Consider the following 23,791-nt stretch of genomic DNA (forward strand, 5'->3'; position numbering starts at 1 on the left):
ACAACAACGTGCACGACGAACTGTTGTACGAGCCTCCGGAGTGCGGCAAAACTTCCTGGCACGGGCGCTCGCCGGGCCGATGTCTCCACGCCCGCTTCCCCTCAACCCCCAGCAGGAGTGGCGGCGTTGGGTTGGTACGGCCGCTCAGGCGACGAGCAAATGAAGATCGGAGTGTTCATCCTTGAACGGGACTGAGCGGTTCGCCGCCGTGCTGACCGAGGCTGCGGAGGTGGACGCACGGCTGTCGGACCCGGCGTTCCTCGTACGGGGGGCTCGGGAAGATATCCACGCGCTCCTGGACCAGGCGGTGAGCCCCGCGGCGCGGCTGGCCGCGGCGGTGTACCGGCTGTCGAACCAGGACCCCCGCCGTGACGCGAGCCCGCACGGACGACGTGACCTGCTCGCGCTGGCCGCGGCACGGTTCGGCGACCGGGACCTGTCCCGACGGATCTCCGACGTGCCGGTCGAGGGAGGTCCCGACGTCCGTTGGGTGGTGGACTGGGCCACCGGTTCCAGCGGCGAACTGCACCGGGCCGACCGGCCGCTGCACACGCTGACCGGCCACACCGGCAAGGTGGCGGCGGTGGCCGCGACGGTACTGGGAGGCCGGGCCGTCGCCGTCACCGGGAGCACCGACAGGACCGTACGGATCTGGGACCTCGTCACCCGTCGGCAGGTCGGCGCACCACTCACCGGACACACGTCCGGCATCACCGCTGTGGCCACCTGCCTCGTGGACGGCCGCACCGTTGCCGTGACCGGCGGCCAGGACAAGACGGTTCAGGTGTGGGACCTGGCTGACGGCCGTCGCATCGGTGAGCCCCTCACCGGCCACAGCGGCGCAGTGTGCGCCGTGGCCACCGCGATGGTGGATGGCCGCCCGGTAGCCGTGAGCGGCGACCGGGACGGCGTGGTGCGGGTCTGGGACCTTGCCGCGCTCGCGCCGCTGGGGGAACCCCTCACCGGATCCCAGAGGGCCGCGACCGGTGTCGCCACCGTGGTGGTGGAGGGCCGGACCGTCGCCGTCACCACGGGCTGGGACGAGAAGGAGCGGGCCGTACAGGTGTGGGACCTGGCCACCCGACGGCCGGTCGGTCCGCTGGACACGGGCGAGGACCGGGAGGCGCGTGCGGTGGCTACCGCCGTGGTGGAGGGCCGTCCGGCCGCCCTCGCCGCGGGCTCCGACGGGAAACTGCGCTGGTGGGATCTCGCCTCGCGGGAGCCGATGAAGGGGGCCCGCAGGGGGCCACAGCAGCAGAGCGTCACCGTGATCGCCACCGCACTGGTCGAGGGCCGGACGGCCGCCGTCACGGCCGGCTGGCTCGACGAGTGCGACCCCAGCCCCACCCTGGAGGTGTGGGACCCCGCCACCGGGGAGGTACTGGACGATCTGGGCCACGGTACGGATTCCGCGATCCTTGCCGTGGCCACCGCGGAGGTGGATGGCCGTCCGGTCGTCCTCGCCGCCTTCGAGGACAAGACGGTCGAGGTGGTGCGGCTGGGCCCCGGCGACCTGCCGGGTTCACCCGTCGCGGGCCACGGCCGACCGGTGAGGGCGGCGGCGACGGCGGTGGCCGAGGGGCGTCCGATGGCCTTCACGACCGGCGACGACGGTGCGGTACGGGCATGGGATCTGGACACAGGCTCAGTCGTGAGCACCGGCCGCCTCCTGACCGAGCACACCCGGCCGATGAAGGCGCTGGCGACTGCGGAGCTGGACGGGCGCACCGTCGCCCTCACGGCCTGCGACACACAGATCCACCTGTGGGACACCGCCACCGGTCGCCAGGTGGGCGCTCTCCAGGGTCACACCCGGCCGGTCACGGCGGTGGCCGTCACCGCGTTGGCGGAGCGGCCCGTCGCCGTGACCTGCGGATGGGACAAGACCGTTCGCCTGTGGGACCTGACGACGCTGCGACCGCTCGGCGAACCTCTCACCGGGCACACCGACTGGGTGTGGGCCATGGCGACCACGGTGGTCGACGACCGCCCCCTCGCCGTCACCGTCGGCAAGGACGAGACGCTGCGGATCTGGGACCTGGCCGCCGGGCAGCCCGTCGGCGAGCCGCTGGCCGGGGGCGACTGGGGCCTGTCCGTGGCGGCGGCCGTGGTCGGGGACCGTCCGGTGGCGGTCACCGGCTGCCACAACGGCACGGTGCGGATGTGGGACCTCGCCGCGCGCCGGCTCGACGGCCTGCTCACCGGGCACACCGGACCGGTCAGGGCCGTGGCTGTCACCACGCTGGAGGGACGTCCGGCCGCCGTCACCGGCGGCGACGACGGCACGGTCCGGTTCTGGGACCTGACGGCCGGCCGGCAGATGGGCCCGGAGCTGCTGTTCCCCTCGGAAGTACGCGCCGTGGCGGTGACACCGAGCGGCCGGCTGGTGGTGGGCTTCGACCGGGAGGTCGTGGCCCTGGCACGCCGCTGATCGAGGCACATCCCGCCCGTGGACGGGGGTCCGGCCCCTACTACGCGGGCGGCCCCGCTCCCCCGGCACCGACGGCAACCGGCTCGCCCACCGCCCGCTCCCATCCGGTGGGCGCCGCCAGCTCGCACCACACCGTCTTGCCGTGCGCGCCTTGATCCACCCCCCACCGCAGCGACAACGCGTCCACAAGCACCTGCCCCCGCCCCGACTCGTCACCGCCCGCCGCGCTCCGCATCGCCGGCCAGGCACACGGTTCCGGATCGCTCAGCTCGACGCGGACACGACCGGTGCATGTGCCGCTGACCCGGAGCGTGACCGGCGTTCCCTCGCCGAGATGCACGATCACATTGGTCAGCAACTCACTGACGCAGAGCAGCAGATCGGGCGAATCCACGCCCCCGCACCGCTCCCGCAGGAGGTGTCGCACTTCCGGTACGGCCTTCGGCACCGCGAGCAGGTCCGCCGCGATCGGCAGCGGGCTCATCCGCCGGCCGCCGTACGCAGCACCTCGGCCAGCCGACGCGCGGTGTCCGCATTGCAGTTGCCGAGCGCGACCAGCGGCGGCCGGGGCGCCCACCAGGCGAGCGTCAACGGGTCGACGCCCAGCGAGGGCAGGGTGATGTCGTGTGCCGTGAGCGCGGCACGGAGCGCGTCGATGGCCGAGCGATGTCGTAGTCGGGGGTGTCCTGTGTCTCGTCCATGAGGGGCCATCCACCTTTCATTGCACACTGTGACGAACCGCTCACACGCTGCCGCACGGGGCTCTACCTTGAAAAGGTTTCCCGCTCCACAACGCACAGCGCGAAAGGGGGTCAAAAGTGGCTACGCGCAAGGAGATCGACGGCTCGGCAGGCGTCCCTCAGTTCTACGGCAAGGAACTCCGCTTCAAACGGGAGGAGGCGGGCCTGACCCTGGAGAAACTGGTGGACGGCAGTTTCTACGGCATCACGTACCTGAGCGAGATCGAGCACGGCCATCGCCGGATGCCGGTGGATCTGGCACAGCATGTGGACCGGGTGCTGGGGACGGACGGGTTCTTTCAACGGCGGTCCGAGGACGTGAGGAAGGCCAAACAGGGCGCTCACGCCGCGTACTTCGCCGGGAGCGTGGAGGCGGAGAAACGAGCCCGGACCATCGACCAATGGTCTGGCACTCTCATCCCAGGTCTGCTCCAAACCAGGCCGTACGCCCACAACGTCATCCACTCCGCGTACCCGCTGGATACCCCGGACGAGACTCAAGCCAAGATCGACGCTCGATTGCACCGGTCCCGGCTCTTCGACAACCCCAAGAAGCCCGAATACTGGGTGGTCCTGCACGAGGCCCTGGTACACCACCCCTCGTCCCGCCGGTCGAGATGGCCAAGCAGTTGGACCACATCGCCGGCCTGGTACGGCGTAGCCGCGTCATTGCACAGATCCTTCCGTGGAACGGCCCGACCCGCCCCCTTGCAGAGCTGCCCCTCCTCCTCATGGACTTCGACGACGAACCACCGTTGCTCTACACCGAGGGGCCCTATCACGGTCAGACCATCGACGATCCGCCCATCGTGGTGAAGTACCGCAAGGCATACGATCGGCTCAGGGCCGCCGCCTTGCCGCCAGAGGCGTCCCTCGACCTGATCGAGAAGGCGGCTGAGGAGTACCGGCATGGCCAGCATCGATCTTGATCTCCGCGCCGCTACTTGGCGTAAGAGCAGCTACAGCAACGGCGACGGCGGCGACTGCCTCGAAGTCGCGGACGGTCACCCCGACATCGTCCCCGTCCGCGACTCCAAGCGCCCCGAAGGGCCGGCCCTCGTCATCGCCGCGTCCGCCTGGACCCCGTTCGTCGAGGCCGTCAAGGCATCCTGAGCTCGCATCGTTCCGGGTCCGGAGGCCCGAACCGTTCCGCCGGCCGGCTCGTCACCCGGCCGCGATCCCCTCTCGGCAGGAGCAAACGACGTGCACCAGCTCACGTACGACGGCATCAAGGCCGCCACCGACCGGATCGCCGGGCACGTCCGCCCGGTCGCCGTCGCCCCCGTCGACCCGGGAACGATCCGCACAGCTCAGGGCGGCCACCTCGGCGCCCGGTCCGAGGAGTCCTGCGAGGTCTGGTTCGCGCTGGAGTTCATGCAGCACACCGGCTCCTTCAAGGCGCGCGGTGCGCAGAACTTCATCCAGGCCCACCGCGAAGCCGGCACCCTGCCGGACGCGGGCGTGACCATCGCCTCCGGCGGCAACGCCGGGCTCGCCTGCGCATGGGCCGCCCGGCAGCAGGGCGTGCGCGCCACGGTGTTCCTGCCGACCGTCGCCCCGGCGGTGAAGGTGGCCCGGCTCCGCGACCTCGGGGCGGACGTGCGGGTGGTCGGCGCGGAGTACGCCGAAGCCCTGGAAGCGTGTGCGGAGTTCGCCGCCTCGTCCGGCGCGCTCGCCGCCCACGCGTACGACCACCCGCTGATCGCCGCCGGGGCCGGCACCCTGCTGGAGGAGATCCACGCCCGGATCCCCGGTCTGGACACCGTGGTGGTCTCGGTCGGCGGGGGCGGCCTGTTCGCCGGTGTCGCCACCGCCGCTCAGCACCACGGAATCCGTACGGTCGCCGTCGAGCCGGAGAACTGCCGGGCGCTGAACGCCGCCATCGAGGCCGGTCGCCCGGTCGACGTCCCCGTCGACTCGGTCGCCATCGACGCCCTCGGCGCCCGCCGCGCCACCGCTTTGGCCCTGCACGCCGCCCGCCGGGACGACGTCCGCTCCGTCCTGGTACCGGACGGCGAAATCGTCCGCGCCCGCCGGGCGTTGTGGGACGACCGCCGCGTCGCCGTCGAGCACGCAGCCGCCACCGCGCTGGCCGCGCTCACCGCTCCGGACCCTGCGAACGGGCCGACGGCGCCGAGCCGCGGCTACCGGCCGCACGGGGGCGAGCGAATCGCCGTGGTGCTGTGCGGGGCGAACACCGACCCGAGCGACCTGGTGCGCCCGGCCGAGAACTGATGTCCGGTGGCCGGCCCGGCCATGACGGCGGCCCCGCAGGTGCCGGGTGAGACGGCCGGGCCGACCGGGTCAACGGTCAGGACTGTCTCACCCGGCGCTCCAGCAGCCGGGCGTGCCGACCCGGGGCTACCGCGTCGGCCTGCCGGAGGAAGGAGACCGTCACTTGACGTCGACGTAGTCGCCGGCCGCGGTTGCGCCGCCGGTCGTGTCCGTCTCACCGAAGGTCCAGCGCCAGTAGCCGTCGACGGAGGCGGTGACCGTGGTCTTCAGGACGCCGGTCGAGTTCGCCTTCACGATCTTGACCGTGTTGTACGTGCTGGTACCGGCCTTGCGGAACTGGAGCTTGGCCGCCTTGGCACCGAAGCCGGTGTAACTGTGCTTCACCCAGTCCGCGCGGGTGATCTTGCCGGTGACGGTGTGCTTGCCGCCCTTGGCGACGGGCTCGGGCGAGGCGTCGACGGTGACCTTCGCCGCACGCTTGACCCGCACGGTGGGCGAGAGAGGCAGCAACTCCTCGCTCTTGAGCCCTCCCTTCGCGTTCCAGATGCGTACCCAGACGGCGCTCTTCCAGGTCGTGGCGTCGTTGTTCGAGTCGAGGGTGTATCGCGGGTCGATGTACAGCGTGCCCTCGCAGTCGGCGGCCACGGAGCCGTCCTCACAGGCGGTGAGCCCCATGTAGATGGCCCCGCGCACCGAGGCCTTGGCGGGGGTGGTGTCGTGGTACAGGAACAGGGAGGTGTTCACGTCGGACTGCTTGAGGCCGGACGGCCACGACACGTGGTACGTAAATGTGGGTCTGACCTCTGCGGACGTACCCACGATGATGGACCTGCCCTTGTTCAGGACCAGGTTCGACACCTTGACGCCGGTGTCCGCCGCCTGCGCGGACGGCGCGGTGAATGCCCCCAGGGCGAGCGTTCCCGCGACCATGACCGCGAAGCCGGATCTGCCTGCGCGCATGCGCAACCTCTTGTTGGTGAGGGACTGGTATGAGTCCGGTAAAGGAAGAATGGATCGCCGCAGGTTAACAGCCCCCGAACGGGGTCGGGTTCGAGAGGGATGGGCTCGAACCACCGGCCCGACAGCCTCGTAACGGGCAGATCCGAGACGGATGACCTGCTCGGGATCAAGCCCCTGCAGGGTGCCGACCGAGACGGCCCTGCGTCCAGGCGACGCCGCGAAGCGGACTTCACTCACGCCGCGGCCCTGCAGCGGGTTCGAGGACCCGGGCCTGCCGCTGACCGCTGTGGCCGGCGGCAGGCCCGGGTCTTCCACTTCGTGATCATGTCACCGGTCTGCGACAGCGTTGTCCTGGGACGAAGACGCCGGGGTCCCTTCGGCCCACAGCCCCCTCATAGTGGTCGAGCGAGCACCGAGAAGCCGGAACCACTTCGGCCTCAACCACTGATCACCAGGGGGATTTCATGTCCGGCAACCGTCGCAAGGCCTTCCTCGTCTCCGCAGCCGTCGTGGGCGGCGCCATGCTGATGACGGCGTGCCAGGACACGGCCACGGACACCGGCGCCGCGCAGGGCTCTTCGTCCGCCGCTTCGACCGCCCCGTTCGCCTCGTCGACCGCGGGCAGCGGTCAGGGCACGGACAAGGGCTCCGACGCGACGACGGGCAAGGGAAACGGAACCAAGGACGGGGCCGGCTCCGGCTCCGGCGCCGACACCGGAAACGGCAAGCGCGAGCCGGTCGGACAGGTCTGCGGCGCCAACGACATCTCCTGGAGCACCAGGTCCGAGACCCAGGCGGGCGGATACATCCTGGTCATCGCGAAGGCGAAGTCGGGGATCACCTGTGTCCTGCCGGCCGCGCTTCCGACCGTGGCGTTCGGTTCCGACGGCACCCAGGCGGGTCCTGCGGAGCAGTCCGTGGGCCGGCAGATCACGCTGAGTGGGAGCACCACCGCCTACGCCGGGGTGAACCCGAAGAGCGCCGACGGAAACGGTGGCAAGGAACTGGACAGCATCATCGTCGCCGTCGGTGACAACGACCCCGACCCGGTTTCCCTCCCGGTCGGCACCATTACTGTCGAGGACCCGATCGTCACCAACTGGCACACCTCCCCGGCGGACGCCGTTCCCTTCGGCTGAACGGCCCCGCAGCGGCGGACGGCCACCTGCGGGGCGCGCGGAGCCGCCTTCGGCGCCCCGGCGGCAGGGCCGCCCCGCTGATCACGTCTGGAACAATGCGTCACTTGCTCGACGGGATACGCTGACGAGTCGCTGTGACGATCCAGGCCGCACCGGGGATGCAGACACCGCCCGCGGTCTCGAACTCCGCGAGCGCGTCACGCACTTCGGCACGGACACGGGTGATGGTTCCCGGGTCGACATCGCGCAGGTTGTGGCGCGTCGGGCCCATGGAGAAGAGGAAGTCGGCGGCTTCGCCCGCGTGGGCGCCGAAGGTCATGGGCGCCTCGACCGGAGCCACCTCGATGTCGGTGAACCCGCCGGCGGCGAGCACTTGGCGGATGCGCGCGGGGTCGAGGAGCGACCCCATACCCCTGGAAGCGGGGGATGCCTCGCGCAGGAACGGCGAGAGCGCGGCGGTCGCACGGGCGTAGCTGCTGTCCGGGCCCGCGGGCTGCGGACCGAGGAACGCGAGGCGGCCGGCCGGGGCGAGCGCACGTCCGAGATGGGTGAAGGCTGCGACGTGGTCGGCGAAGAACATGACACCACCACGGCTGATGAGGACATCGAATCCGCGGTCGGGGAACGGATGCACCTGGGCGTCGCCCTGCTCGAAGGTGACGTTGTCAAGACCTTCCGCGGCTGCGTCACGGCGGGCGCGTTCCAGCATCGGCGCGGACAGGTCGATTCCCACGACGTTCCCGTTGTAAGCCCGTTGCCCCGCAAGGCGCGTCGTCCGGCCGGTGCCGCAGCCGACGTCGAGGACCCGGTCCCGGGCCTCGATGCCCGCGGCGGCGAACACGGGTGCGTTGAACGCACCCATCATCCCGTCGTAACGCTCGGGGTGCTCGGCCCAGTGGATGCCCTCCCAGTCGTTCCATGCCTCTGCCTGCTGCCGGTTGGCGATGGTGTGCACGGCACTTCCTCCCCTGACTAGAGCCGACCTCTAGAGTTCAACTCTAGATATAGACTCCAGTCATGCGCGAGGGCAAGGGGAAGCGGGGCGACAAGGCCCAGGAGACGCGGCGACGGATCATCGAGGCGGCCGGTGCGCTCTTCGTCGAGCAGGGCTACGGGGCGACCAAGTTGCAGGAGATCGCCGACCGGGCAGGCGTGGCGGTGCAGACGATCTACTTCGTCTTTCGGAACAAGCCCTCGCTGCTCAAGGAACTTGTCGACGTCGCGATCGCGGGCGACGACGAACCCGTGCCGACGATGGATCGGCCCTGGTTCGCAGAGGTCATGACCGCGCCTGCCGCCGAGTCCGCACTGGCCGCATTGGTCGCCGGCACCCGCGGAACACTCGAACGCGTCGCGGCCATCGACGAGATGGTCCGCGCCGCGACAGCGACCAACCCGGAGATCCGAGAGTTGTGGCCGGATCAGGCGGACCCGCGGTACACAGTGATCTCCACCGCGGCGAAGTCCCTGACGAAGAAGCCAGGCGCCCGCCCCGACATCCCCGCCGACGAGGCGGCGGACATCATCTACGCCGTCCTCAGCCCGGAGCTCTTCCTGCTCCTCACCCGCGACCGCGCGTGGCCAGCGGCCAAGTGGGAGCAATGGGCCTACCGCACCCTCAGCTCTCAGCTGTTGGTCGCCAACGGACTCTGATCAACTCGACCCTTGAGGGCAACATGGTCCGCAATCAGCAGGCGCCGGCCCCCCGCCCTCATGCGCGCGGGCCGGCGGCAGTAGACCGGAGCCCCGTTCGGCAACGACTCCGATGCGCCAATTTTCGTACGGCCGGGGCCGAGGCCGATCCGGGCCGGCGTGGGACGTTCCACGCCCTGACCTGCTGAGGCGCGTCGTCCCGAGGCGCAACCACAGAATGCGGACCGTGGCCGACACGCCACGCCTTCTCCTGCCCGGCCACGATGCCGCACTATTTATGGCAACTGCCCGAAAGCATCGGGGGAATTCGCATGCCGCGATGGAAAGAGCTGCCCGCAGAGACATCCAACAGTGAACGCCAACTGCTCGTCCAGTTACGCAGGTTGAAGGATCACAGCGATCTGAGTCTGGCCGCCCTCGCGAGCCGTACCAGTTACAGCCGTTCCTCGTGGGAGCGGTACCTGAACGGGAAGAAGCCCGTGCCGCGCACGGCCGTCGAGGAGCTGGCCCGGGTCTGCGGTACGGAGCCGACGCGGCTCATCGTGCTGTACGACGTCGCCGAACGGGCCCGCGCCAAGGCGCCCGCACCCGGGCGGGCGGACGAACCGTCGTCGCCCCCGAGGTCCTCGCAGCCCTCCTCGCCCGCTCAGAACCAGGAGCGGGGACAGGAACAGGGGCGCGAGCAGACTCCGGACCGGGCCCAGGACCAGGATCAGGACCGGGCCCAGGAGTCGGCATCGACCTTGGCGTCGGCGTCGGCGTCGGCGCGACCGGGTCGCACGGTGCCGCTGGGGTGGATGCTCGCCGCCGTGGCCCTGGCCGTCGCCGTGGCCTTCGGGGCCGGGGTGTTGACGGCACGGGGGTGGGACGACGAGGCCCCGGCGGAGAAGACCGGTCCCGTGGCCGTCGGAGCGGGGTATCTGCGCGGCCAGACCTACAAGTGCGCCGTGCGGCGGCAGGACGGTGAGCTGCGGGCGGGGCGCAGCGACACCCGCGAGATGCTGCTCGACATCAACAGCACCGGTTTCGACGTGGTGGAGGCCCAGTGCCTGCTGCGTGAGAAGGGTTTCAGCCCCGGCGTCTTCGACGGACTGTACGACGAGCGGACCAAGGGTGCCGCCAAGAAGTTCCAGCAGGCGCACCACCTGGTCGTCGACGGCATCATCGGCCCGGACACCTGGAGGGAGCTGCGCGGATGACGGCCTCCACCGCGGGCGGTCAACTGGCGGAGGAGCTCCGGGGCATCAGGGAACGGTCGGGGCTGAGCCTGGCCGCGCTGGCGGCCCGTACCCCGTACAGCAAATCGTCCTGGGAGCGGTACCTGAACGGGAAGAAGCCCGCACCGCGCCCGGCGGTCGAGGCGCTGTGCGCGCTCACCGGGACGCCACCCGGCAGGCTGCTGGCGTTCTGGGAGCTGGCGGACGCCGAGTGGAGCGGCCGGGCACGGCCCGTGTCCGCGCCGAGGCAGCCGGAGGTGCCGGACCGACCTGTCCCCTCCCCCGTCCCGCCCGCCGCCGCTGCCCGCGCGGGCGTGCGGTGGCGGGCGGTCGCCGCGGCCGTCGCGGCCGTCGCCGGGGCGGCGGCGGCCTGCCTGGCCGTACTCGCGTTCACCGGCGGGAGCCCGGACGAGCAGGCGCGCACCGGTACGGAGCCGCCCGTACGCAACGTCGGGTGCAGGGGCGACAGTTGCGAGGGCAAGAGCCCTGTCGCCATGGGCTGCGGCGCGGCCGGGATGATCACCACCCTGGCCACTCACACCCCCTCCGGCGGACGGCGCCTGGAACTCCGCCATGCCGAGCTCTGCCACGCCGTCTGGGTCCGGGCCACCGGACTGGTGCCGGGCGACCGGGTCGAGCTGTCGTTGCCGGCCGGGCGCACGCAGTCGGTCACGGCCGAAGGAAGTCTCGACGCCGGGCGGTATCTGGCGACCCCGATGGCCTCCGGCGACAACCGGACCAGCACCAGGATCTGCCTGGACGTACCGGGCAGACGCCGCGAATGCTTCACCGGCTGAACCCGGACCGCCGGCATGCGCGTCGGGGTGCAGGGCGCTCGGTTCGGCGGGGGCTGCGGCCCCCCGGCCCCTGCTCACCCCGGACGCGGTCGCCCTCGGACCGGCGGCATCCGGAGGACGACGGACCGAGGGCGTCCCGCGCCGCCGCGCGGACCGTACGCACCGGAGGCGGCGCAGCCTGCCCTCCGGTGCGTACGACGGGTCCACCGCGACGGGCTCGGCTCAGAGCGAGTTGCAGGACCGCGCGAACGCGGCCTTGGTGGCCGATCCGGCGATTCCATCGATCTTGCCCTTGTAGCCCCAGTACTTCTTGAGGAAGCGCTGCAGCGCCTTCACCGTGCCGCTCCCGACCTGCCCGTCGATCTTGCCGGTGTAGCCCCAGGAGCTCTTGAGCCAGCGCTGCATCGCCTTCCAGCTGTCGGTGCCGAGCTGTCCGTCGATCTTGCCCTTGTAGCCCCAGTTGGCCTTCAGCTGGCGCTGGAGCTTCTTGGCCTGCGTCGCGTTGAGGCCGAGGTTGACCACCGCGAGCGGGGCGACGGCCTCGGAACTCACTACCGGCTTCGTGGTCTGCTGGGACGCCGCGAAGCTGGTACCCGCAGCCGCCACGCCTCCGCCGGCGATCGCAAGGGCGGTGGTGACACCGACGAACGTCCTCGTCAAGGTTCGCATTCTCTTTGCCTTCCCCCTAGTCGGATCCGGCCGCGTCGGCCGGTTCGCCAACAAGACTGCGGGGCGGGGAGCGAGAGCTGCCAGAAGTACCGGAGAAGTGACGCACTCAGGGGACGTCCCACGCGCTGACCTGCCAAGACGCCGTCCGCGGTGACGTTGTGGCGGGACGGTGGGACGCGGGACGGCGGGACAGTGGGACGGCAGGACGGCAGGACGACCACCATGGCGTACCGGCCGAGTGCGGAGGCCCGACCCGTCCCGCGGGCAGCGGCGAGCGGACCGCCGTCGTACCGTGCGCCGCCGTCCCGTGCGGCGAACACCGACCCGAGCGACCTGGCGCACCGGACCGGGAGCCGGCCTCCGGCCGTCGCCCGTCGGCGGTCCCCGGAAGCCCTGATCCACGCCACGCGCAAAGGGCGCGCCCGGTCACCCGGGCACGCCCCTCACCAGACAACACGCAGCGACGCGAAACGCGTCAGCGGTCGAAGCGCTCGCGGGCGTCGTCCGTCGTCTGCTGGGCCCGGTCGCGGCCCTGCTGGGCGCGGTCACGGCCCTGCTGCGACGTCTTCGAGGTCCGGCCGGACGCGTCCTGCATCCGCTCCCGGCCCGCGTCCTTGCCCTCGTTCGCCTTGCGCTTCGCCTGGTCGGCGAGCTCCTGCGCCTTGTCCTTGAACTGGTCTGCAATACCCATGCTGTTCACTCCTAGTGGTGCGTGGGGGACGGTCCGTAAGGACCTCGACCAGAGTTACATGCCCCGGCATGCATCGCATTTCGATCACTTACGCTGCGTGCGCACCGCCCGCGCGTGCTGGTCAGCGGCCCCTCCGGCACCGACGAGCGCCTTGCTCACACCCTCCAGCCGCGACCCGAACCGTTGCATCTCGCGCTGGCCGACGACCCCGATCACCGACGGGAGGTAGCCCCGTACGGACTGCATCCCGCGCAGCCACCACTGTGCGTACACATGCGCGGAACGCCGTTCGATGCCGGCCACGATCCGGTCGACTGCCGGTCCCAGCGGGTACGTACGGTTCGACGGCCAGGGCAGCCGCTGCCGCAGCTCCCGCATCACGTCGTCCTGGTCGGCGCCCCGCACCATGTCCGTGTCGGTCCAGGAGAGGTATCCGACCCCGACCTTCACCCCCCGGTAGCCGACCTCGGCCCGCAGGCTGTGCGCGAACGCCTCCACGCCCGACTTGGACGCGCAGTACGCGGTCATCATCGGCGCCGGTGTCATCGCCGCGAGCGAGGCGATCTGCAGGAAGTACCCACGGCTCTCCATGAGCACCGGCAGGAACGCCCGCCCCGTCACCGCGCCACCGATCAGATTGACCTCGATGACCCGCCGCCACGCCTCCGGGTCCGAGTCGAGGAACGGTCCGCCCGCCGCGACCCCGGCGTTGGCGACGACGACGTCGACCTTCCCGAACCGCTCCTTGACCTCCCCGGCGACGCGCGCCATCGCCGCGTGGTCGGTGACGTCCGCGAACCAGTGGTCGCTCTCCGAGTGCAGCCGCTCGGAGACCTTCTTCAGCTCGTCCGGCTCCAGACCGACCAGTGCGAGCCTGGCGCCGCGCGCCGAGAGCTTGCGGGCCAGCAGTTCGCCCACACCACGCGCCGCGCCCGTGACGACGACGACCTGTCCTTCCAGACTCCGCCTGTCGCTCATGCGACATCCTCCTTCTCGGCCGTACCGTCCACACCGTCCACACCGACCGCACCCACCGGGAGGTACGCGGCGACGAGTTCCCGGAGCTTCCCCGTGACCGCCTCCGGCGCCTCCACCGGTGTCATGTGGCCCATGCCCGCAAGTTCGGTGAGCCCCAGGCAGTCGGGCAGCGCCGCCGCGATGGCACGGGCGTGCACGGGCGGCGTCAGCCGGTCCTCCGTACCCGCGATCACCGCCGTGGGCACCCGCAACTCCCTCACTCCCGCGTCGAGATCGAGCTCCGCGAGGACATGCCCCCAGGCGACCCTGGCCGCCCGCGGGCACGCGTGCACGATCCGGGCACAGGTCTCGACCCGGTCGGCGGCCGAACCCGCCCCCATCGTGCCGTACTTGAGTATCCGCCTGGAGACCGGTGTGACCGGTCCGAGCGGGGCCCGCGACCCGAGGATCGCGCGGGTCATCCTGGTCCGGACGGCCCCGGCCCGCAACGGCACCACCCGCGACTCGGCTGTCAGCCGCGAACTGCCGGTGCTGCACAGCAGTACGGCCGCCGCGTGCTCGCGCAGTCCGGCCCGCCGCGAGGCGGCCATCATCGTCATGCCGCCCATGGAGTGCCCGGCGAGCACGGCCTTCTCACCCGGCCCGAGCGTGGCGGCCAGCACCGCTTCGAGGTCGTCGGCGAGGGCGTCCGTGCTGTACCCGTCGCGGCCCGGAGCGGGCGAACGGCCGTGGCCCCGCTGGTCGTAGACGACGACCCGGTGGTCCACCGCCAGGTCCCGGATCTGCGCGGCCCAGAAGTGGGTGCTGCAGGTCCAGCCGTGCGACAGGACCACCGCGGGGGCGCCTTCCCGCCCGTGCACCTCGACATGGATGCGCGCGCCGTCGGCGGAGAGGGCGGTCAGTTCGCGCGCGGGGGTGGGCGGGGCGTCGTCCCGCCGCAGCAGCCGGCTCATCGCACGACCTCCTCGGCGCCGGCCTTCACCGTGGTGGGCTCCGCGGGCGCGGCGGCCTTCTTCGGGGTCCGGACGACCTCGTACTCCGCGAGGTCGACCTGCCGGGTCACCTTGCGGAACTCGGCGGTGGTGCCCGGCCAGACCGTGGTGTTGCGCCCGTTGGCGTCCAGGTACCAGCTGTCACAGCCGCCGACGTTCCACACCGTGCGCTTCATCCGCTGCTGGACGCGCCGGTTCCAGGCCCCGACCGCCGAGGGGCGCGCGTCGAGTGCGACGCGACCGCCCAGGACGTTCAACTGGCGCAGGTAGTCGGCCATGTAGTTCAGCTGGGACTCGATCATGAGGATCATCGAGGAGTTCCCGAGTCCCGTGTTGGGGCCGATGATCGTCATCCAGTTGGGGAAGCCGGACGCGCTCGCGCCGCGCAGCGCCTGCATGCCGTCCTTCCAGGACTCGGCGAGCGTGATGTCTTCCGCGCCCACCACCCGCTCGGCGATGGGCATGTCGGTCACATGGAAGCCGGTGCCGAAGATGATCGCGTCGGCCTCGGTCTCCGTACCGTCGGCGGCGACGACCGTGGAGCCGCGCACCTCGGCCAGGCCGGAGGCGACCACATCGACATTGGGCCGGGCGAGCGCCGGGTAGTAGGTGCTGGAGAGCAGGATGCGTTTGCAGCCGATGCGGTAGGAAGGGGTCAACTTGGCCCGCAGCGCAGGGTCCTTGATGGACCGCGCCATGTTGGACTTGGCTATCGACTCGATCACGCCCAGCTCGTTGGGGCGCTTGGTGAAGGCGCTGACCTGCAACTCCCTGATGCCCCACAGCAGTCCGCGGCGCGCGGTGCCGGTGAAGGGGAGCGTGCGGTGCAGCCAGCGCTCGGCGCCACTGATCCTCCGGTCCATGCGCGGCATGACCCAGGGCGGGGTGCGCTGGAAGAGGGTCAGCCTGCCTGCCTTCGGCTGGATCGCGGGCACGATCTGGATGGCGGAGGCGCCGGTGCCTATCATCGCGACGCGCTTGCCGGTCAGGTCGTAGTCGTGGTCCCAGCGGGCCGAGTGGAAGACCTTGCCGGGGAAGCTGTCGAGCCCGGGGATGGCGGGCGTCTTCGGGTCGGAGAGCGGCCCGGTCGCGGAGACGACCACATCGGCGGTGAAGGTGGCCCCGTTGCCGGTCTCGATGACCCAGTGGAGCGCGTCGCGGTCCCAGCTCATCAGCAGCACTTCATGGCCCAGCCTGAGATGCGGACGCAGCCCGAAGGTGTCCGCGACGTGCTCCAGGTAGGCGCGGATGTGCTCCTGCCCGGAGAAGGTGCGCGGCCACTCGGGGTTGGGGGCGAACGAGAACGAGTAGAGGTGGGACGGCACGTCGCAGGCGCAGCCCGGATAGCTGTTGTCGCGCCAGGTGCCGCCGACGGAGCCGGCCCGTTCCAGGACGACGAAGTCCGATATGCCTTCGCGGCGCAGCCGGACCGCGGCCCCGAGGCCCCCGAATCCGGATCCGATCACCGCCACTCGTACGTGCTCGTGCTGGGCCATGCTGCCCCTCCCGCGGTACGTCACACGACTCTGCCAGCAATCACTGGCATTGTTGGGAGAGTAGAGCAGCTCCGTACCGATGGGTAGGGGGCGACAAGGGAAAGTTACCGGCGGTACAACATAGGGTGCGGGTGTGGCTGACGGACGCGAGCACCGTGAATACCGGATGGAGGAGCTGGCCGAGGAGGCCGGCATCCCCGTGCGGACCGTGCGCTTCTACCGGGAGCGCGGGCTGATCTCGCCGCCTCGCCGCGAGGGGCGCATCGCCTGGTACGACGACCACCACCTGGCGCGGCTGCGCACCATCGCGGGCCTGCTGGAACGCGGCCACACGCTCACCGGCATCGCCGATCTCGCCCGCACCTTCGAGAGCGGTCGCGATGTCGCCGAAGTACTGGGCCTGGGCGAGCCGACCGAGGAGACCCCGGTCCGCCTCACCCCCGAACAGCTCGCGGACTACTTCGAGGGCGAGGTCACCCCGGAGAATCTGGCCGCCGCGCTCGACCTGGGCTATCTGGCCACCGACGGCGACGAGATCGTCCACATCAGCCGCCGCCTGCTGGAGGTGTCGGCGGAACTGGTCCGGGAGGGGATTCCGCTCGCCACGGTGCTCTCGGCCGGCCGCCGGGTCCGCGAGCACGCGGACGCGCTCGCCGAGCTGTTCGTCGGCATCCTCCGGGCGCACGGCGACGAGACCGAGCCGCCGCAGCTCCGCCCCCTGGCCCGCGCGGTGGTGGACGCCGAGCTCTCCATGGCGCTGGACCGGCGGCTGCGCCGCGAGGACCCGGACCCCCCGTCGCGGGAACGCGCGTCCTGACCCGAGCTCCCGGGCCTCCCACCCCCCGTCGACTCCCCCCGGCCCTCGGCCTCCGCCGGTGACGGTGGTCTACAGCTCGTAGACGACCGTCACCGGCGCATGGTCGCTCCACCGCTCACCGTGCGTCGCGGCCCGCTCGACCCAGCCCTTCACCGCACGGGCGGCCAGCCCCGGCGTCGCCACCTGGTAGTCGATCCGCCAGCCCGTGTCGTTGTCGAAGGCCCGCCCCCGGTAGGACCACCACGAGTACGGCCCCTCCTCCTCCGGACGCAACGCCCGTACGACATCGACGTACTCGGCCTCGTCGAAGACCCGGGTCAGCCACTCCCGCTCCTCGGGGAGGAAGCCGGAGCTCTTCTTGTTGGCCTTCCAGTTCTTCAGGTCGGCCTCCCGGTGGGCGATGTTCCAGTCACCGCAGACCACCACCTCGCGGCCGTCGGCCGCGGCGCGCTTCCTGAGGCCCTGCAGGTACGGGAGGAACGCGGCCATGAAACGTTCCTTCTCCTCCTGCTTCTCCGTGCCGACCTCGCCGGACGGCAGATACAGGCTCGCGACCGTGACACCGGGCAGATCGACCTCGACGTACCGCCCGCTCGCGTCGAACTCCTCGCTCCCTGCGTCCCCGAAGCCACCGAACCCGATCTGCACACGCTCGGGCGCACGCCGCGTGTACAGGGAGACGCCCGCCCGGCCCTTGGCGGCGGCCGGTGCGTGCACGGTGTGCCAGCCCTCCGGTTCACGCACCTCGGCGGGCAGTTGCTGCGGCTCGGCCCGCACCTCCTGCAGGCAGATCACATCGGCTTCGGTCCCGGCCAGCCACTCGACGAAGCCCTTCTTGGCGGCGGCGCGGAGCCCGTTTACATTGACGGAGGTCACAGTGAGCATTACGGCACGATACCGGCACCAATAGACCGCATACCTGTACCATATTTCGCATGATTATCCACCCTCGGCCCTTCGACCACGCCGATGCCGTCAAACTCAACGACCAGGTGCAGCTCGAATACGCCGAGCGGTACGGCGACGAGGGCGATGTCACACCGCTCGCCCCGTCGATGTTCGACCCGCCGAACGGCCTGTACCTCCTCGCCTACGACGCGCAGGGGCGCCCGGTCGCCACCGGTGGCTGGCGCTCCCAGGAGCGCAACGCCGAGGGATACTCCGACGGCGACGCCGAGATCAAGCGGATGTTCGTGATCCCCGAGGGCCGCGGCAACGGACTGGCGCGCCGCATCCTGGCCGCGCTGGAGGCCGACGCACGGGCGGCCGGCCGGACCCGCATGGTGCTGGAGACCGGGGACAGACAGCCCGAGGCCATCGCGCTGTACCGGTCCAGCGGCTACGCCCCGTGCGAGAAGTTCGGCCACTACCGCACCTACGAGAGCAGCATCTGCTTCGCGAAGCCGCTGCGCTGACGGGTCCCGGCACCCGTCGGCCCTCCCCCGGCGAGCAGCATCCGGGCGAAGGAGGACCAGTCGTCCACGGTCGCCACCAGGCCGCCGGCCCCGGACGGAAAAGGCGGCACGACGCTCCACCACCCGTCAGGGGCGTCGACCGCGCCGCCCCGAACCCATCGGTCCCGGACGTCACACCCCGGCTCGGCGCACCCGCCCGACACCCACGTAGAAACCACTGCGCTCGACGAGGGGCGCCGGCTCCTCCCGGTACCACTGGGTGGCGTACACCAGCCCGGGTTCGACGAGGTCCAGGCCCTCGAAGAAGGGCTCGACCTCGCTCCGGGTCCGCATCCGCAGCGGGATCGCCCCCTTCCTGTACGCGGTCTCGGTCTTCTGCCGCAGCTCCGGATGCTGATCGGCCGTGCCGTGCGAGAGCACCAGGAAGCTGCCTTCGGGCAGGGCGTCGACCAGGGTGCGGGTGATGCCGTACGGGTCCTGGTCGTCGGGCAGGAAGTGCATGAGCGCGATGAGGGACAGCGCGATGGGCCGACTGAAGTCCAGCAGCTCACGGGCGCGTTCGAGGATGGCCTGCGGCTCCCGCACATCCGCGTGGAGGTAGTCGGTGGCCCCCTCCGCGCTGCTGATCAGCAGTGCTTCCGCGTGGCGCAGGACGATCGGGTCGTTGTCCGCGTAGACGATCCGGGCGGCCGGGGTGATGGCCTGGACGACCTGATGCAGATTGGGTGCCGTGGGTATGCCGGTGCCGATGTCGAGGAACTGGTCGACCCCGCCCCGCGCCAGCCATGCGGAGGCCCGGTGCATGAAGGCCCGGTTCCGCGCCGCGTTGCCCCGTGCCTCCTCGGGCAGCGTCTCCCCCACCCGCTGGTCGACCGGATAGTTGTCCTTGCCACCCAGAAGCCAGTCGTAGACGCGCGCGGGGTGGGGTTTGCTGGTGTCGATCTGGACCTTGGGTGTTCCGGCCGTCACAGGACGCTCCTCCGTACGGGAAATCACGAGCAGCTGAGCAGTCGGTCCATCATGGGAACACCCCCGGCAGGACCCACGGAAGCAGCCGAGCACCACCAGCGTAGTCCGCCCCACCGACACGTCCCCGCGCCGGACACCGGGCAACCACGGTTGGACACACAGCGGTTCGGTGCGGCACCCCTGCCGTCATGCCCCGTCGGCCGGGGGCGGTGCGTCTCGCCCGTCGTCGGGCAGCACCACCAGGCGAACGGCCATCCGGCGCGAGCCCGGCGGGTGTTCACCGGGCGCGCTCGCGTACTTGTGCAGCAGCGCCTGGTACTCCTCGGCGAACGAGGCGACCTGTTCCTTCGTCATCCGCAGCCCGGCCCGGTAGATCTGGTTCCAGCCCGCCGAGGCGTCGTACCCGGCGTACGCCCGCACGACCAGATTCAGGTCATGGGTCATCTTGAGCGCGCCGATCTTCACGGCGGCCTCGCGCTCGTCCGCCGTCATCTCCAGGCCGGGCGGCGTGAAGATGTTGGTCATGAGCGACTTCCACCAGCGCTCCCGCCCGGTGGATCGCTCCTCGATCTCCGCGATCAGCTTGAGGTCGGCGAGCTTGCGCAGGTGATAACTGGTGGTACCGGTGGACTCACCGAGGGCCTTGGCGACACCGGTGGAGTTCGCTTCGCCGTGTTCGCCGAGATAGCTCAGGATGTCGCGGCGCACCGGATTGGACAGCGCCTTGTAGAAGGCCTTGAGGTCCGGGCCGGTGAGCACTCTCGTCTCGGGACGCTCGACCATGCCCGCCAGCATAGTGCAGAGATTCTCTGCAATCATTGCAGAGATTGTTTGCAGAACATCTCTGCAATCGCTACGTTGGTCCGGGAGGCGCCGTCGGGCGCCGGGAACCGCGGGGGCGAGATGCGAAGAGACCTGACCCGAAGGCTGTCGCCCGGAGCCGGGACGACCGTCGGGGCCGCAGCGGGAGCGACCCGGGCGAACCCCGCGCCCGATTCCCTGGACGCCCGGCTGCGGGACGAGATCGACGACCAGGTCGCGGAGGCCTTCGACGCCTACCTGTCCGACCGCCTGGCCGAACCCGGTCCGCTGCGTGCGTCCCTGACCGCGGGGTGCGGCGCCCGGGTGGTGCTGGGCACGGTCGGACTCGGCACCCTCGCAACAGCACTCGCGCCGCCCGGCGTTGCCGCCGTCTGCGGGATCTGGGGCGCGATCGCCGTGATCGACGTCACCTGGCTGTGGGCCGCCCGCCACCGCTGACGGCCCGTGAGGCCCCTTCCCCACACGGACCCGTGCGGAAGGAAGTCCCGGAACGACGAGATCCCGCCCGATCTTTCGATCGGACGGGATCTCGTGTGTGCGGTGGACCTGTGGGGATTTGAACCCCAGACCCCCTCGATGCGAACGAGGTGCGCTACCAGACTGCGCCACAGGCCCTTGCAACGAGTGAAACTCTAGCACCCTCACAGGGGTGCTCGGAAATCCGGTCCTTGCTGGTCAGCCGAGTCGGTGTCGCAGCGGGGCCCGAAGGCACTCACTCGTTGGCGGCACGGGGACGTTCCCCGTCCTCGTACTGGTCGAAGAGCGGGGTCCGGCCGCGGTCGCGGGTGCGCCGGGACTGGTTGGTCCGCTGGCGCGGCGCCGGATCGACGGGGGGCGCCACGGGGTGCGAAGTGCCCGTCTGGGTGGGCTCGGCGGCGCTGGAGCGGGCCGCGCTCCAGGTCTCCGGGTTGCCCACCTCGACGCCGCCCGTGACACGCGGGGCGACCGGGGCGGTGACGTACGTCGGCAGCGGGACCGGGACCGGCTCCCAGCTGTCGCCCTGGACCCGGCCGCGTTCGCGCTGCTGGTCGACCCATTCCGCGTGGTCCGTCTGCTCGACCAGGGCGCGGCGGCCGGCCTCCTGCGGGGAGACCGCGGGGGCGGGCTCGGGCTCGGGGTGGCGTGCTTCGGGCTCCTCGTCGGCCTCGGCGGGGGCCGCCGCGGCCGGCTGGTGCCTGCGGGGACGGTTCTCACGCAGATGCTGCGCCGCCACCTCGGCCCGCCGCCGGTCCATGGTGAAGGCGAACCGGCGTCGCTCCTGGGAGCGCAGATGCACGATGTACGTGCTCAGCAGCACCGCCGGCACCGCGGGCGCCCAGAGGAAGCCGAGGCCGCCCACCGCCGCGACGACCGCGCCGAGGGTGAAGGCGAGGAAGAGGACGACAGTGGTGCGCCGCCGGCGCGCGAGAACCTGGAGGCGCTGGGCGCGCCGGACGCGCTCGGCGTCCGCCGCACCGTCGCGCGGGCGCGCGCGCCGCGAAGGACCGGGCCCGGAGCGTTCCCGGTCCGAGTGCTCGGGCGGGTGCGCCGGGTCGTGCATCCGGGCTTCGGTGTGCGCCGGAGGCGCGGCGAAGGCCCGGACGTCCACGGAATCCAGTCGATCCGTGACGGCGTCCGGGTCGGCGTCGGGCTCCGCCTCCTCGGCGATGCGTCCCCGCAACTCCTTGGCGTACCGGCGCTCCATGGCCGCCCGTCCGGACAGCAGCCGGATGGCGGTGCTGAAGCGTTCCGTCGGGCGGGCTTCATTGAGCTCGTCCTGCCTGCGGAGCCACATCGGCACCAAGTAGGCGGCCCAGGCCCCGACGATGACTGCGTAGATCAGGCCGCTGCTGCTCACGTCTCACACCGTAGAGGGGTTTGCACGGGGGCATCCGCCAATTGGCCCGGTGTGTCGCACGATCCGGCTGATTTCAAGGACTTTTTTTGTGATTGTTCAGATCGCCCGTGCGTGTTTGCGCGTTCGTTTGCGGCCATATGCCGACCAATATCGAACACTTATTTCATTTCCCGTGGGGTTCCGGGTCGTGCCTGGTGCCAGCGCCGGAGCAGCCCGTCGGGCACTTCCTCCGCGGTGAGCGCGTAGATGAGATGGTCCCGCCAGGCGCCGTCGATGTGGAGATAGCGCGGGCGCAGGCCCTCCTCACGAAATCCCAGTTTCTCGACGACCCGTCTGCTGGGCCTGTTCTCCGGCCGAATGCATACCTCGATGCGGTGCAGTCCGACCCTGGCGAAGCAGTGGTCGACGGCGAGGGCGACTGCGGTCGGCATCACCCCGCGGCCCGCCACCTCCTGGTCGACCCAGTAGCCGATGTGGCCCGAGCACATCGAGCCCCAGGTGATCCCGGCGACCGTCAGCTGGCCGACCAGCCGGCCCTCGTACTCGATGGCGAAGGGCAGCATCCGGCCCGCATGGGCCTCGGAGCGCAGATGACGGACCATCTGACGGTAGGTGGGGCGCTGGGCCACCGGACCGCCCGGGGCGGGCGGCGGCACGGTCGCCTCCCAGGGGCGCAGCCATTCACGGTTGCGCCGGTTGACCTCGCGCCACATGCGCTGGTCGCGCAGTTTCACCGGACGGAGAGTGACCTCGCCGTCGTTGAGGACCACCGGCCAGGTCGGGACGTTCAGCTCGGGCTCCCGGGTCGGGGGTGATCGCCGCCGCGCAGCTGGTCGACGGCGTGCACCAGAAGACGTGCGAGGACGGCGAGGCCGTCGCGCACCCCGCCGGTGGAGCCCGGCAGGTTCACGATGAGCGTGCCGCCGGCGACGCCCGCGAGGCCTCGGGAGAGCGCGGCGGTGGGCACCTTGTCGCGGCCCTCGGCACGGATCGCCTCGGGGATGCCGGGGATCTCGTGGTCGAGGACGCGGCGGGTGACGTCGGGGGTGCGGTCGGTGGGCGAGATGCCCGTGCCGCCGGTGGTGACGATGACGTCGTACCCGGCGGCAACCCCCTCGCGCAGCGCCTGTTCGACCGGGTCGCCGTCGGGCACGACCCGCGGCCCGTCGACGGTGAAGCCGAGCTGCGTGAGCGCCTCGGAGATCAGGGGGCCGCCCTTGTCCGCGTAGACCCCGGCAAAGGCCCGGTTCGACGCGGTGACGACGAGGGCGGCGTACGGGGCGGTCAGCGCGCCACCGAGCGGAGGCCCGGCCGGTCGCCCCTCACCGGACTGCCCGGTTCCGGGCGCCGTCACGCGTCCGCTCCGTCCGGTGCGGTGCGCCGGTAGTCGCCGGACTTGCCGCCCGACTTCGCCTCGACCCGTACGTCCGTGATGACCGCGGACTTGTCGACCGCCTTGATCATGTCGATCACGGTGAGCGCAGCGACCGAGACCGCCGTCAGGGCCTCCATCTCTACGCCGGTGCGGTCCGTGGTCTTCACCGTGGCCAGGATCTCCACCGCGTCGTCGGCGACGCTCAGGTCGACCTTGACGCCGGAGACGGCGAGCGGGTGGCAGAGCGGGATCAGGTCGGGGGTGCGCTTGGCCGCCATGATCCCGGCGATACGCGCGGTGGCGAGGGCGTCGCCCTTCGGGACCCCCTCGCCGCGGAGCAGCTCGACGACGCGGGGCGAGACGAGGACCCTGCCGCCGGCTCGGGCCACCCGCGCCGTGACGTCCTTCTCCGAGACGTCGACCATGCGGGCCGCGCCCGCCTCGTCGATGTGCGTCAGCCTGTTCTGCGTACTCAACTCACTCCGCCTCGCGGTAGGGCGCCGGTTGCCCGCTCGGCCCGCACCCCGGTGCGGGCCCGGGGCCCCGGGGGTGTCCCCG

The 23,791-nt window shown here is 71.2% G+C and carries 27 protein-coding genes, 1 tRNA gene and 1 pseudogene; 11 read left to right on the plus strand and 18 right to left on the minus strand.

The genetic code is table 11. The features are described from left to right. The first annotated feature begins 181 nt into the window (after window positions 1-181). A complete protein-coding gene (locus tag ACIOHC_RS10530; protein WP_351076108.1) occupies window positions 182-2,431 on the plus strand; it encodes a WD40 repeat domain-containing protein in 2,250 nt (749 codons plus the stop codon). Window positions 2,432-2,471: 40 nt separating this feature from the next. Here ACIOHC_RS10530 and ACIOHC_RS10535 read toward each other — a convergent pair whose 3' ends face one another. Then, entirely contained in the window at window positions 2,472-2,915 is a 444-nt protein-coding gene (locus tag ACIOHC_RS10535; RefSeq protein WP_389636599.1) for an ATP-binding protein, read from the minus strand. Continuing rightward, entirely contained in the window at window positions 2,912-3,142 is a 231-nt protein-coding gene (locus ACIOHC_RS10540) for a hypothetical protein (protein WP_351076103.1), read from the minus strand. The genes ACIOHC_RS10535 and ACIOHC_RS10540 overlap by 4 nt, the downstream gene beginning before the upstream one ends. Before the next feature lie 107 nt (window positions 3,143-3,249). Between ACIOHC_RS10540 and ACIOHC_RS10545 the strand changes: the two are divergent. The 3 genes and pseudogenes from ACIOHC_RS10545 to ACIOHC_RS10555 all read left to right on the plus strand — a co-directional run bounded on the left by ACIOHC_RS10545 (window position 3,250) and on the right by ACIOHC_RS10555 (window position 5,406). Next, a pseudogene (locus tag ACIOHC_RS10545) lies at window positions 3,250-4,100 on the plus strand (helix-turn-helix domain-containing protein). Continuing rightward, window positions 4,081-4,284, plus strand: a complete 204-nt coding sequence (locus ACIOHC_RS10550; RefSeq protein WP_401842317.1) for a DUF397 domain-containing protein — start codon at window positions 4,081-4,083, stop codon at window positions 4,282-4,284. The pseudogene ACIOHC_RS10545 and the gene ACIOHC_RS10550 overlap by 20 nt, the downstream one beginning before the upstream one ends. A gap of 90 nt (window positions 4,285-4,374) precedes the next feature. After that, a complete protein-coding gene (locus ACIOHC_RS10555; RefSeq protein ID WP_401842320.1) occupies window positions 4,375-5,406 on the plus strand; it encodes a threonine/serine dehydratase in 1,032 nt (343 codons plus the stop codon). 159 nt (window positions 5,407-5,565) lie between these two features. Here the strand turns inward: ACIOHC_RS10555 and ACIOHC_RS10560 are convergent, their stop codons facing one another. Next, window positions 5,566-6,366: a hypothetical protein gene (locus ACIOHC_RS10560; RefSeq protein ID WP_401842322.1), complete on the minus strand. Its 801-nt coding sequence runs from the start codon at window positions 6,364-6,366 to the stop codon at window positions 5,566-5,568. A gap of 464 nt (window positions 6,367-6,830) precedes the next feature. On the opposite strand from ACIOHC_RS10560, the gene ACIOHC_RS10565 reads away from it, so the two are divergent. Next, on the plus strand, window positions 6,831-7,505 hold the full coding sequence (locus ACIOHC_RS10565) for a DUF4232 domain-containing protein (protein ID WP_401842325.1): 675 nt from the start codon (window positions 6,831-6,833) through the stop codon (window positions 7,503-7,505). Window positions 7,506-7,605: 100 nt separating this feature from the next. On the opposite strand, the gene ACIOHC_RS10570 is transcribed toward ACIOHC_RS10565, so the two are convergent. Further along, complete coding sequence (locus tag ACIOHC_RS10570; protein ID WP_401842328.1) at window positions 7,606-8,460, minus strand: class I SAM-dependent methyltransferase; 855 nt, start codon at window positions 8,458-8,460, stop codon at window positions 7,606-7,608. A 62-nt stretch (window positions 8,461-8,522) separates the two neighbouring features. Between ACIOHC_RS10570 and ACIOHC_RS10575 the strand changes: the two genes are divergently transcribed. From ACIOHC_RS10575 to ACIOHC_RS10585, 3 genes are all read left to right on the plus strand, one after another. Further along, a complete protein-coding gene (locus ACIOHC_RS10575; protein ID WP_365690775.1) occupies window positions 8,523-9,158 on the plus strand; it encodes a helix-turn-helix domain-containing protein in 636 nt (211 codons plus the stop codon). A gap of 311 nt (window positions 9,159-9,469) precedes the next feature. Next, window positions 9,470-10,357, plus strand: coding sequence for a helix-turn-helix domain-containing protein (locus tag ACIOHC_RS10580; RefSeq protein ID WP_401842331.1), 888 nt, complete (start codon window positions 9,470-9,472; stop codon window positions 10,355-10,357). Then, a complete protein-coding gene (locus ACIOHC_RS10585) occupies window positions 10,354-11,172 on the plus strand; it encodes a helix-turn-helix domain-containing protein (RefSeq protein WP_401842334.1) in 819 nt (272 codons plus the stop codon). Before ACIOHC_RS10580 ends, ACIOHC_RS10585 begins: the two co-directional genes overlap by 4 nt. Before the next feature lie 222 nt (window positions 11,173-11,394). Here ACIOHC_RS10585 and ACIOHC_RS10590 read toward each other — a convergent pair whose 3' ends face one another. The 5 genes from ACIOHC_RS10590 to ACIOHC_RS10610 all read right to left on the minus strand — a co-directional run bounded on the left by ACIOHC_RS10590 (window position 11,395) and on the right by ACIOHC_RS10610 (window position 15,998). Further along, window positions 11,395-11,841, minus strand: coding sequence for a peptidoglycan-binding domain-containing protein (locus ACIOHC_RS10590; protein ID WP_351076080.1), 447 nt, complete (start codon window positions 11,839-11,841; stop codon window positions 11,395-11,397). A 475-nt stretch (window positions 11,842-12,316) separates the two neighbouring features. Continuing rightward, a complete protein-coding gene (locus ACIOHC_RS10595; protein ID WP_351076077.1) occupies window positions 12,317-12,532 on the minus strand; it encodes a hypothetical protein in 216 nt (71 codons plus the stop codon). Between the two features lie 84 nt (window positions 12,533-12,616). Beyond that, window positions 12,617-13,510 carry an SDR family oxidoreductase gene (locus tag ACIOHC_RS10600; protein WP_351076075.1) on the minus strand — a complete coding sequence of 298 codons (894 nt, stop codon included), beginning with the start codon at window positions 13,508-13,510 and terminating at the stop codon, window positions 12,617-12,619. After that, window positions 13,507-14,463: an alpha/beta fold hydrolase gene (locus tag ACIOHC_RS10605; protein ID WP_401842338.1), complete on the minus strand. Its 957-nt coding sequence runs from the start codon at window positions 14,461-14,463 to the stop codon at window positions 13,507-13,509. Before ACIOHC_RS10605 ends, ACIOHC_RS10600 begins: the two co-directional genes overlap by 4 nt. Further along, a complete protein-coding gene (locus ACIOHC_RS10610) occupies window positions 14,460-15,998 on the minus strand; it encodes an NAD(P)/FAD-dependent oxidoreductase (protein WP_351076069.1) in 1,539 nt (512 codons plus the stop codon). Before ACIOHC_RS10610 ends, ACIOHC_RS10605 begins: the two co-directional genes overlap by 4 nt. Window positions 15,999-16,164: 166 nt before the next feature. On the opposite strand from ACIOHC_RS10610, the gene ACIOHC_RS10615 reads away from it, so the two are divergent. Then, the gene (locus tag ACIOHC_RS10615; RefSeq protein ID WP_351076143.1) at window positions 16,165-16,815 is read left to right on the plus strand and encodes a MerR family transcriptional regulator; all 651 of its coding nucleotides are present in this window, start codon (window positions 16,165-16,167) and stop codon (window positions 16,813-16,815) included. Between the two features lie 69 nt (window positions 16,816-16,884). Here ACIOHC_RS10615 and ACIOHC_RS10620 read toward each other — a convergent pair whose 3' ends face one another. Next, on the minus strand, window positions 16,885-17,700 hold the full coding sequence (locus tag ACIOHC_RS10620; protein ID WP_351076067.1) for an exodeoxyribonuclease III: 816 nt from the start codon (window positions 17,698-17,700) through the stop codon (window positions 16,885-16,887). A gap of 50 nt (window positions 17,701-17,750) precedes the next feature. Between ACIOHC_RS10620 and ACIOHC_RS10625 the strand changes: the two genes are divergently transcribed. Further along, window positions 17,751-18,230 (plus strand): GNAT family N-acetyltransferase, encoded by a 480-nt coding sequence (locus tag ACIOHC_RS10625; RefSeq protein WP_351076065.1) that lies wholly within the window; start codon window positions 17,751-17,753, stop codon window positions 18,228-18,230. On the opposite strand, the gene ACIOHC_RS10630 is transcribed toward ACIOHC_RS10625, so the two are convergent. The 3 genes from ACIOHC_RS10630 to ACIOHC_RS10640 all read right to left on the minus strand — a co-directional run bounded on the left by ACIOHC_RS10630 (window position 18,191) and on the right by ACIOHC_RS10640 (window position 19,982). Next, a complete protein-coding gene (locus ACIOHC_RS10630) occupies window positions 18,191-18,340 on the minus strand; it encodes a hypothetical protein (protein ID WP_351076147.1) in 150 nt (49 codons plus the stop codon). The genes ACIOHC_RS10625 and ACIOHC_RS10630 overlap by 40 nt on opposite strands. A gap of 61 nt (window positions 18,341-18,401) precedes the next feature. Next, window positions 18,402-19,199, minus strand: a complete 798-nt coding sequence (locus ACIOHC_RS10635; RefSeq protein WP_389636595.1) for an SAM-dependent methyltransferase — start codon at window positions 19,197-19,199, stop codon at window positions 18,402-18,404. A 186-nt stretch (window positions 19,200-19,385) separates the two neighbouring features. Next, window positions 19,386-19,982, minus strand: a complete 597-nt coding sequence (locus ACIOHC_RS10640) for a helix-turn-helix domain-containing protein (RefSeq protein WP_365690764.1) — start codon at window positions 19,980-19,982, stop codon at window positions 19,386-19,388. Between the two features lie 120 nt (window positions 19,983-20,102). Between ACIOHC_RS10640 and ACIOHC_RS10645 the strand changes: the two genes are divergently transcribed. Continuing rightward, on the plus strand, window positions 20,103-20,459 hold the full coding sequence (locus ACIOHC_RS10645; protein ID WP_401842345.1) for a hypothetical protein: 357 nt from the start codon (window positions 20,103-20,105) through the stop codon (window positions 20,457-20,459). A 103-nt stretch (window positions 20,460-20,562) separates the two neighbouring features. Here the strand turns inward: ACIOHC_RS10645 and ACIOHC_RS10650 are convergent. From ACIOHC_RS10650 to moaC, 5 genes are all read right to left on the minus strand, one after another. Then, window positions 20,563-20,636: transfer RNA gene (locus ACIOHC_RS10650), tRNA-Ala, on the minus strand. A gap of 97 nt (window positions 20,637-20,733) precedes the next feature. Next, the gene (gene glpR, locus ACIOHC_RS10655) at window positions 20,734-21,858 is read right to left on the minus strand and encodes a gephyrin-like molybdotransferase receptor GlpR (protein ID WP_351076056.1); all 1,125 of its coding nucleotides are present in this window, start codon (window positions 21,856-21,858) and stop codon (window positions 20,734-20,736) included. A 158-nt stretch (window positions 21,859-22,016) separates the two neighbouring features. Then, window positions 22,017-22,628 carry a GNAT family N-acetyltransferase gene (locus ACIOHC_RS10660; RefSeq protein WP_376284838.1) on the minus strand — a complete coding sequence of 204 codons (612 nt, stop codon included), beginning with the start codon at window positions 22,626-22,628 and terminating at the stop codon, window positions 22,017-22,019. A 17-nt stretch (window positions 22,629-22,645) separates the two neighbouring features. Beyond that, window positions 22,646-23,146, minus strand: coding sequence for a MogA/MoaB family molybdenum cofactor biosynthesis protein (locus ACIOHC_RS10665; RefSeq protein WP_351076141.1), 501 nt, complete (start codon window positions 23,144-23,146; stop codon window positions 22,646-22,648). Window positions 23,147-23,208: 62 nt separating this feature from the next. Next, window positions 23,209-23,709, minus strand: a complete 501-nt coding sequence (gene moaC, locus ACIOHC_RS10670; RefSeq protein ID WP_365690760.1) for a cyclic pyranopterin monophosphate synthase MoaC — start codon at window positions 23,707-23,709, stop codon at window positions 23,209-23,211. Between the last annotated feature and the right edge of the window lie 82 nt (window positions 23,710-23,791).

The organism is Streptomyces sp. NPDC088252 (genome assembly GCF_044740965.1).
In the GTDB taxonomy this organism is placed as follows: Bacteria; Actinomycetota; Actinomycetes; order Streptomycetales; family Streptomycetaceae; genus Streptomyces.

Coding starts and splice junctions, on each gene's coding strand:
- ACIOHC_RS10535 (WP_389636599.1), bottom strand. CDS start 2,915: ATGAGCCCGCTGCCGATCGCGGCGGACCTGCTCGCGGTGCCGAAGGCC.
- ACIOHC_RS10540 (WP_351076103.1), bottom strand. CDS start 3,142: ATGGCCCCTCATGGACGAGACACAGGACACCCCCGACTACGACATCGC.
- ACIOHC_RS10550 (WP_401842317.1), top strand. CDS start 4,081: ATGGCCAGCATCGATCTTGATCTCCGCGCCGCTACTTGGCGTAAGAGC.
- ACIOHC_RS10560 (WP_401842322.1), bottom strand. CDS start 6,366: ATGCGCGCAGGCAGATCCGGCTTCGCGGTCATGGTCGCGGGAACGCTC.
- ACIOHC_RS10565 (WP_401842325.1), top strand. CDS start 6,831: ATGTCCGGCAACCGTCGCAAGGCCTTCCTCGTCTCCGCAGCCGTCGTG.
- ACIOHC_RS10575 (WP_365690775.1), top strand. CDS start 8,523: ATGCGCGAGGGCAAGGGGAAGCGGGGCGACAAGGCCCAGGAGACGCGG.
- ACIOHC_RS10580 (WP_401842331.1), top strand. CDS start 9,470: ATGCCGCGATGGAAAGAGCTGCCCGCAGAGACATCCAACAGTGAACGC.
- ACIOHC_RS10585 (WP_401842334.1), top strand. CDS start 10,354: ATGACGGCCTCCACCGCGGGCGGTCAACTGGCGGAGGAGCTCCGGGGC.
- ACIOHC_RS10590 (WP_351076080.1), bottom strand. CDS start 11,841: ATGCGAACCTTGACGAGGACGTTCGTCGGTGTCACCACCGCCCTTGCG.
- ACIOHC_RS10595 (WP_351076077.1), bottom strand. CDS start 12,532: ATGGGTATTGCAGACCAGTTCAAGGACAAGGCGCAGGAGCTCGCCGAC.
- ACIOHC_RS10600 (WP_351076075.1), bottom strand. CDS start 13,510: ATGAGCGACAGGCGGAGTCTGGAAGGACAGGTCGTCGTCGTCACGGGC.
- ACIOHC_RS10605 (WP_401842338.1), bottom strand. CDS start 14,463: ATGAGCCGGCTGCTGCGGCGGGACGACGCCCCGCCCACCCCCGCGCGC.
- ACIOHC_RS10610 (WP_351076069.1), bottom strand. CDS start 15,998: ATGGCCCAGCACGAGCACGTACGAGTGGCGGTGATCGGATCCGGATTC.
- ACIOHC_RS10615 (WP_351076143.1), top strand. CDS start 16,165: ATGGAGGAGCTGGCCGAGGAGGCCGGCATCCCCGTGCGGACCGTGCGC.
- ACIOHC_RS10620 (WP_351076067.1), bottom strand. CDS start 17,700: ATGCTCACTGTGACCTCCGTCAATGTAAACGGGCTCCGCGCCGCCGCC.
- ACIOHC_RS10625 (WP_351076065.1), top strand. CDS start 17,751: ATGATTATCCACCCTCGGCCCTTCGACCACGCCGATGCCGTCAAACTC.
- ACIOHC_RS10640 (WP_365690764.1), bottom strand. CDS start 19,982: ATGGTCGAGCGTCCCGAGACGAGAGTGCTCACCGGCCCGGACCTCAAG.
- ACIOHC_RS10645 (WP_401842345.1), top strand. CDS start 20,103: ATGCGAAGAGACCTGACCCGAAGGCTGTCGCCCGGAGCCGGGACGACC.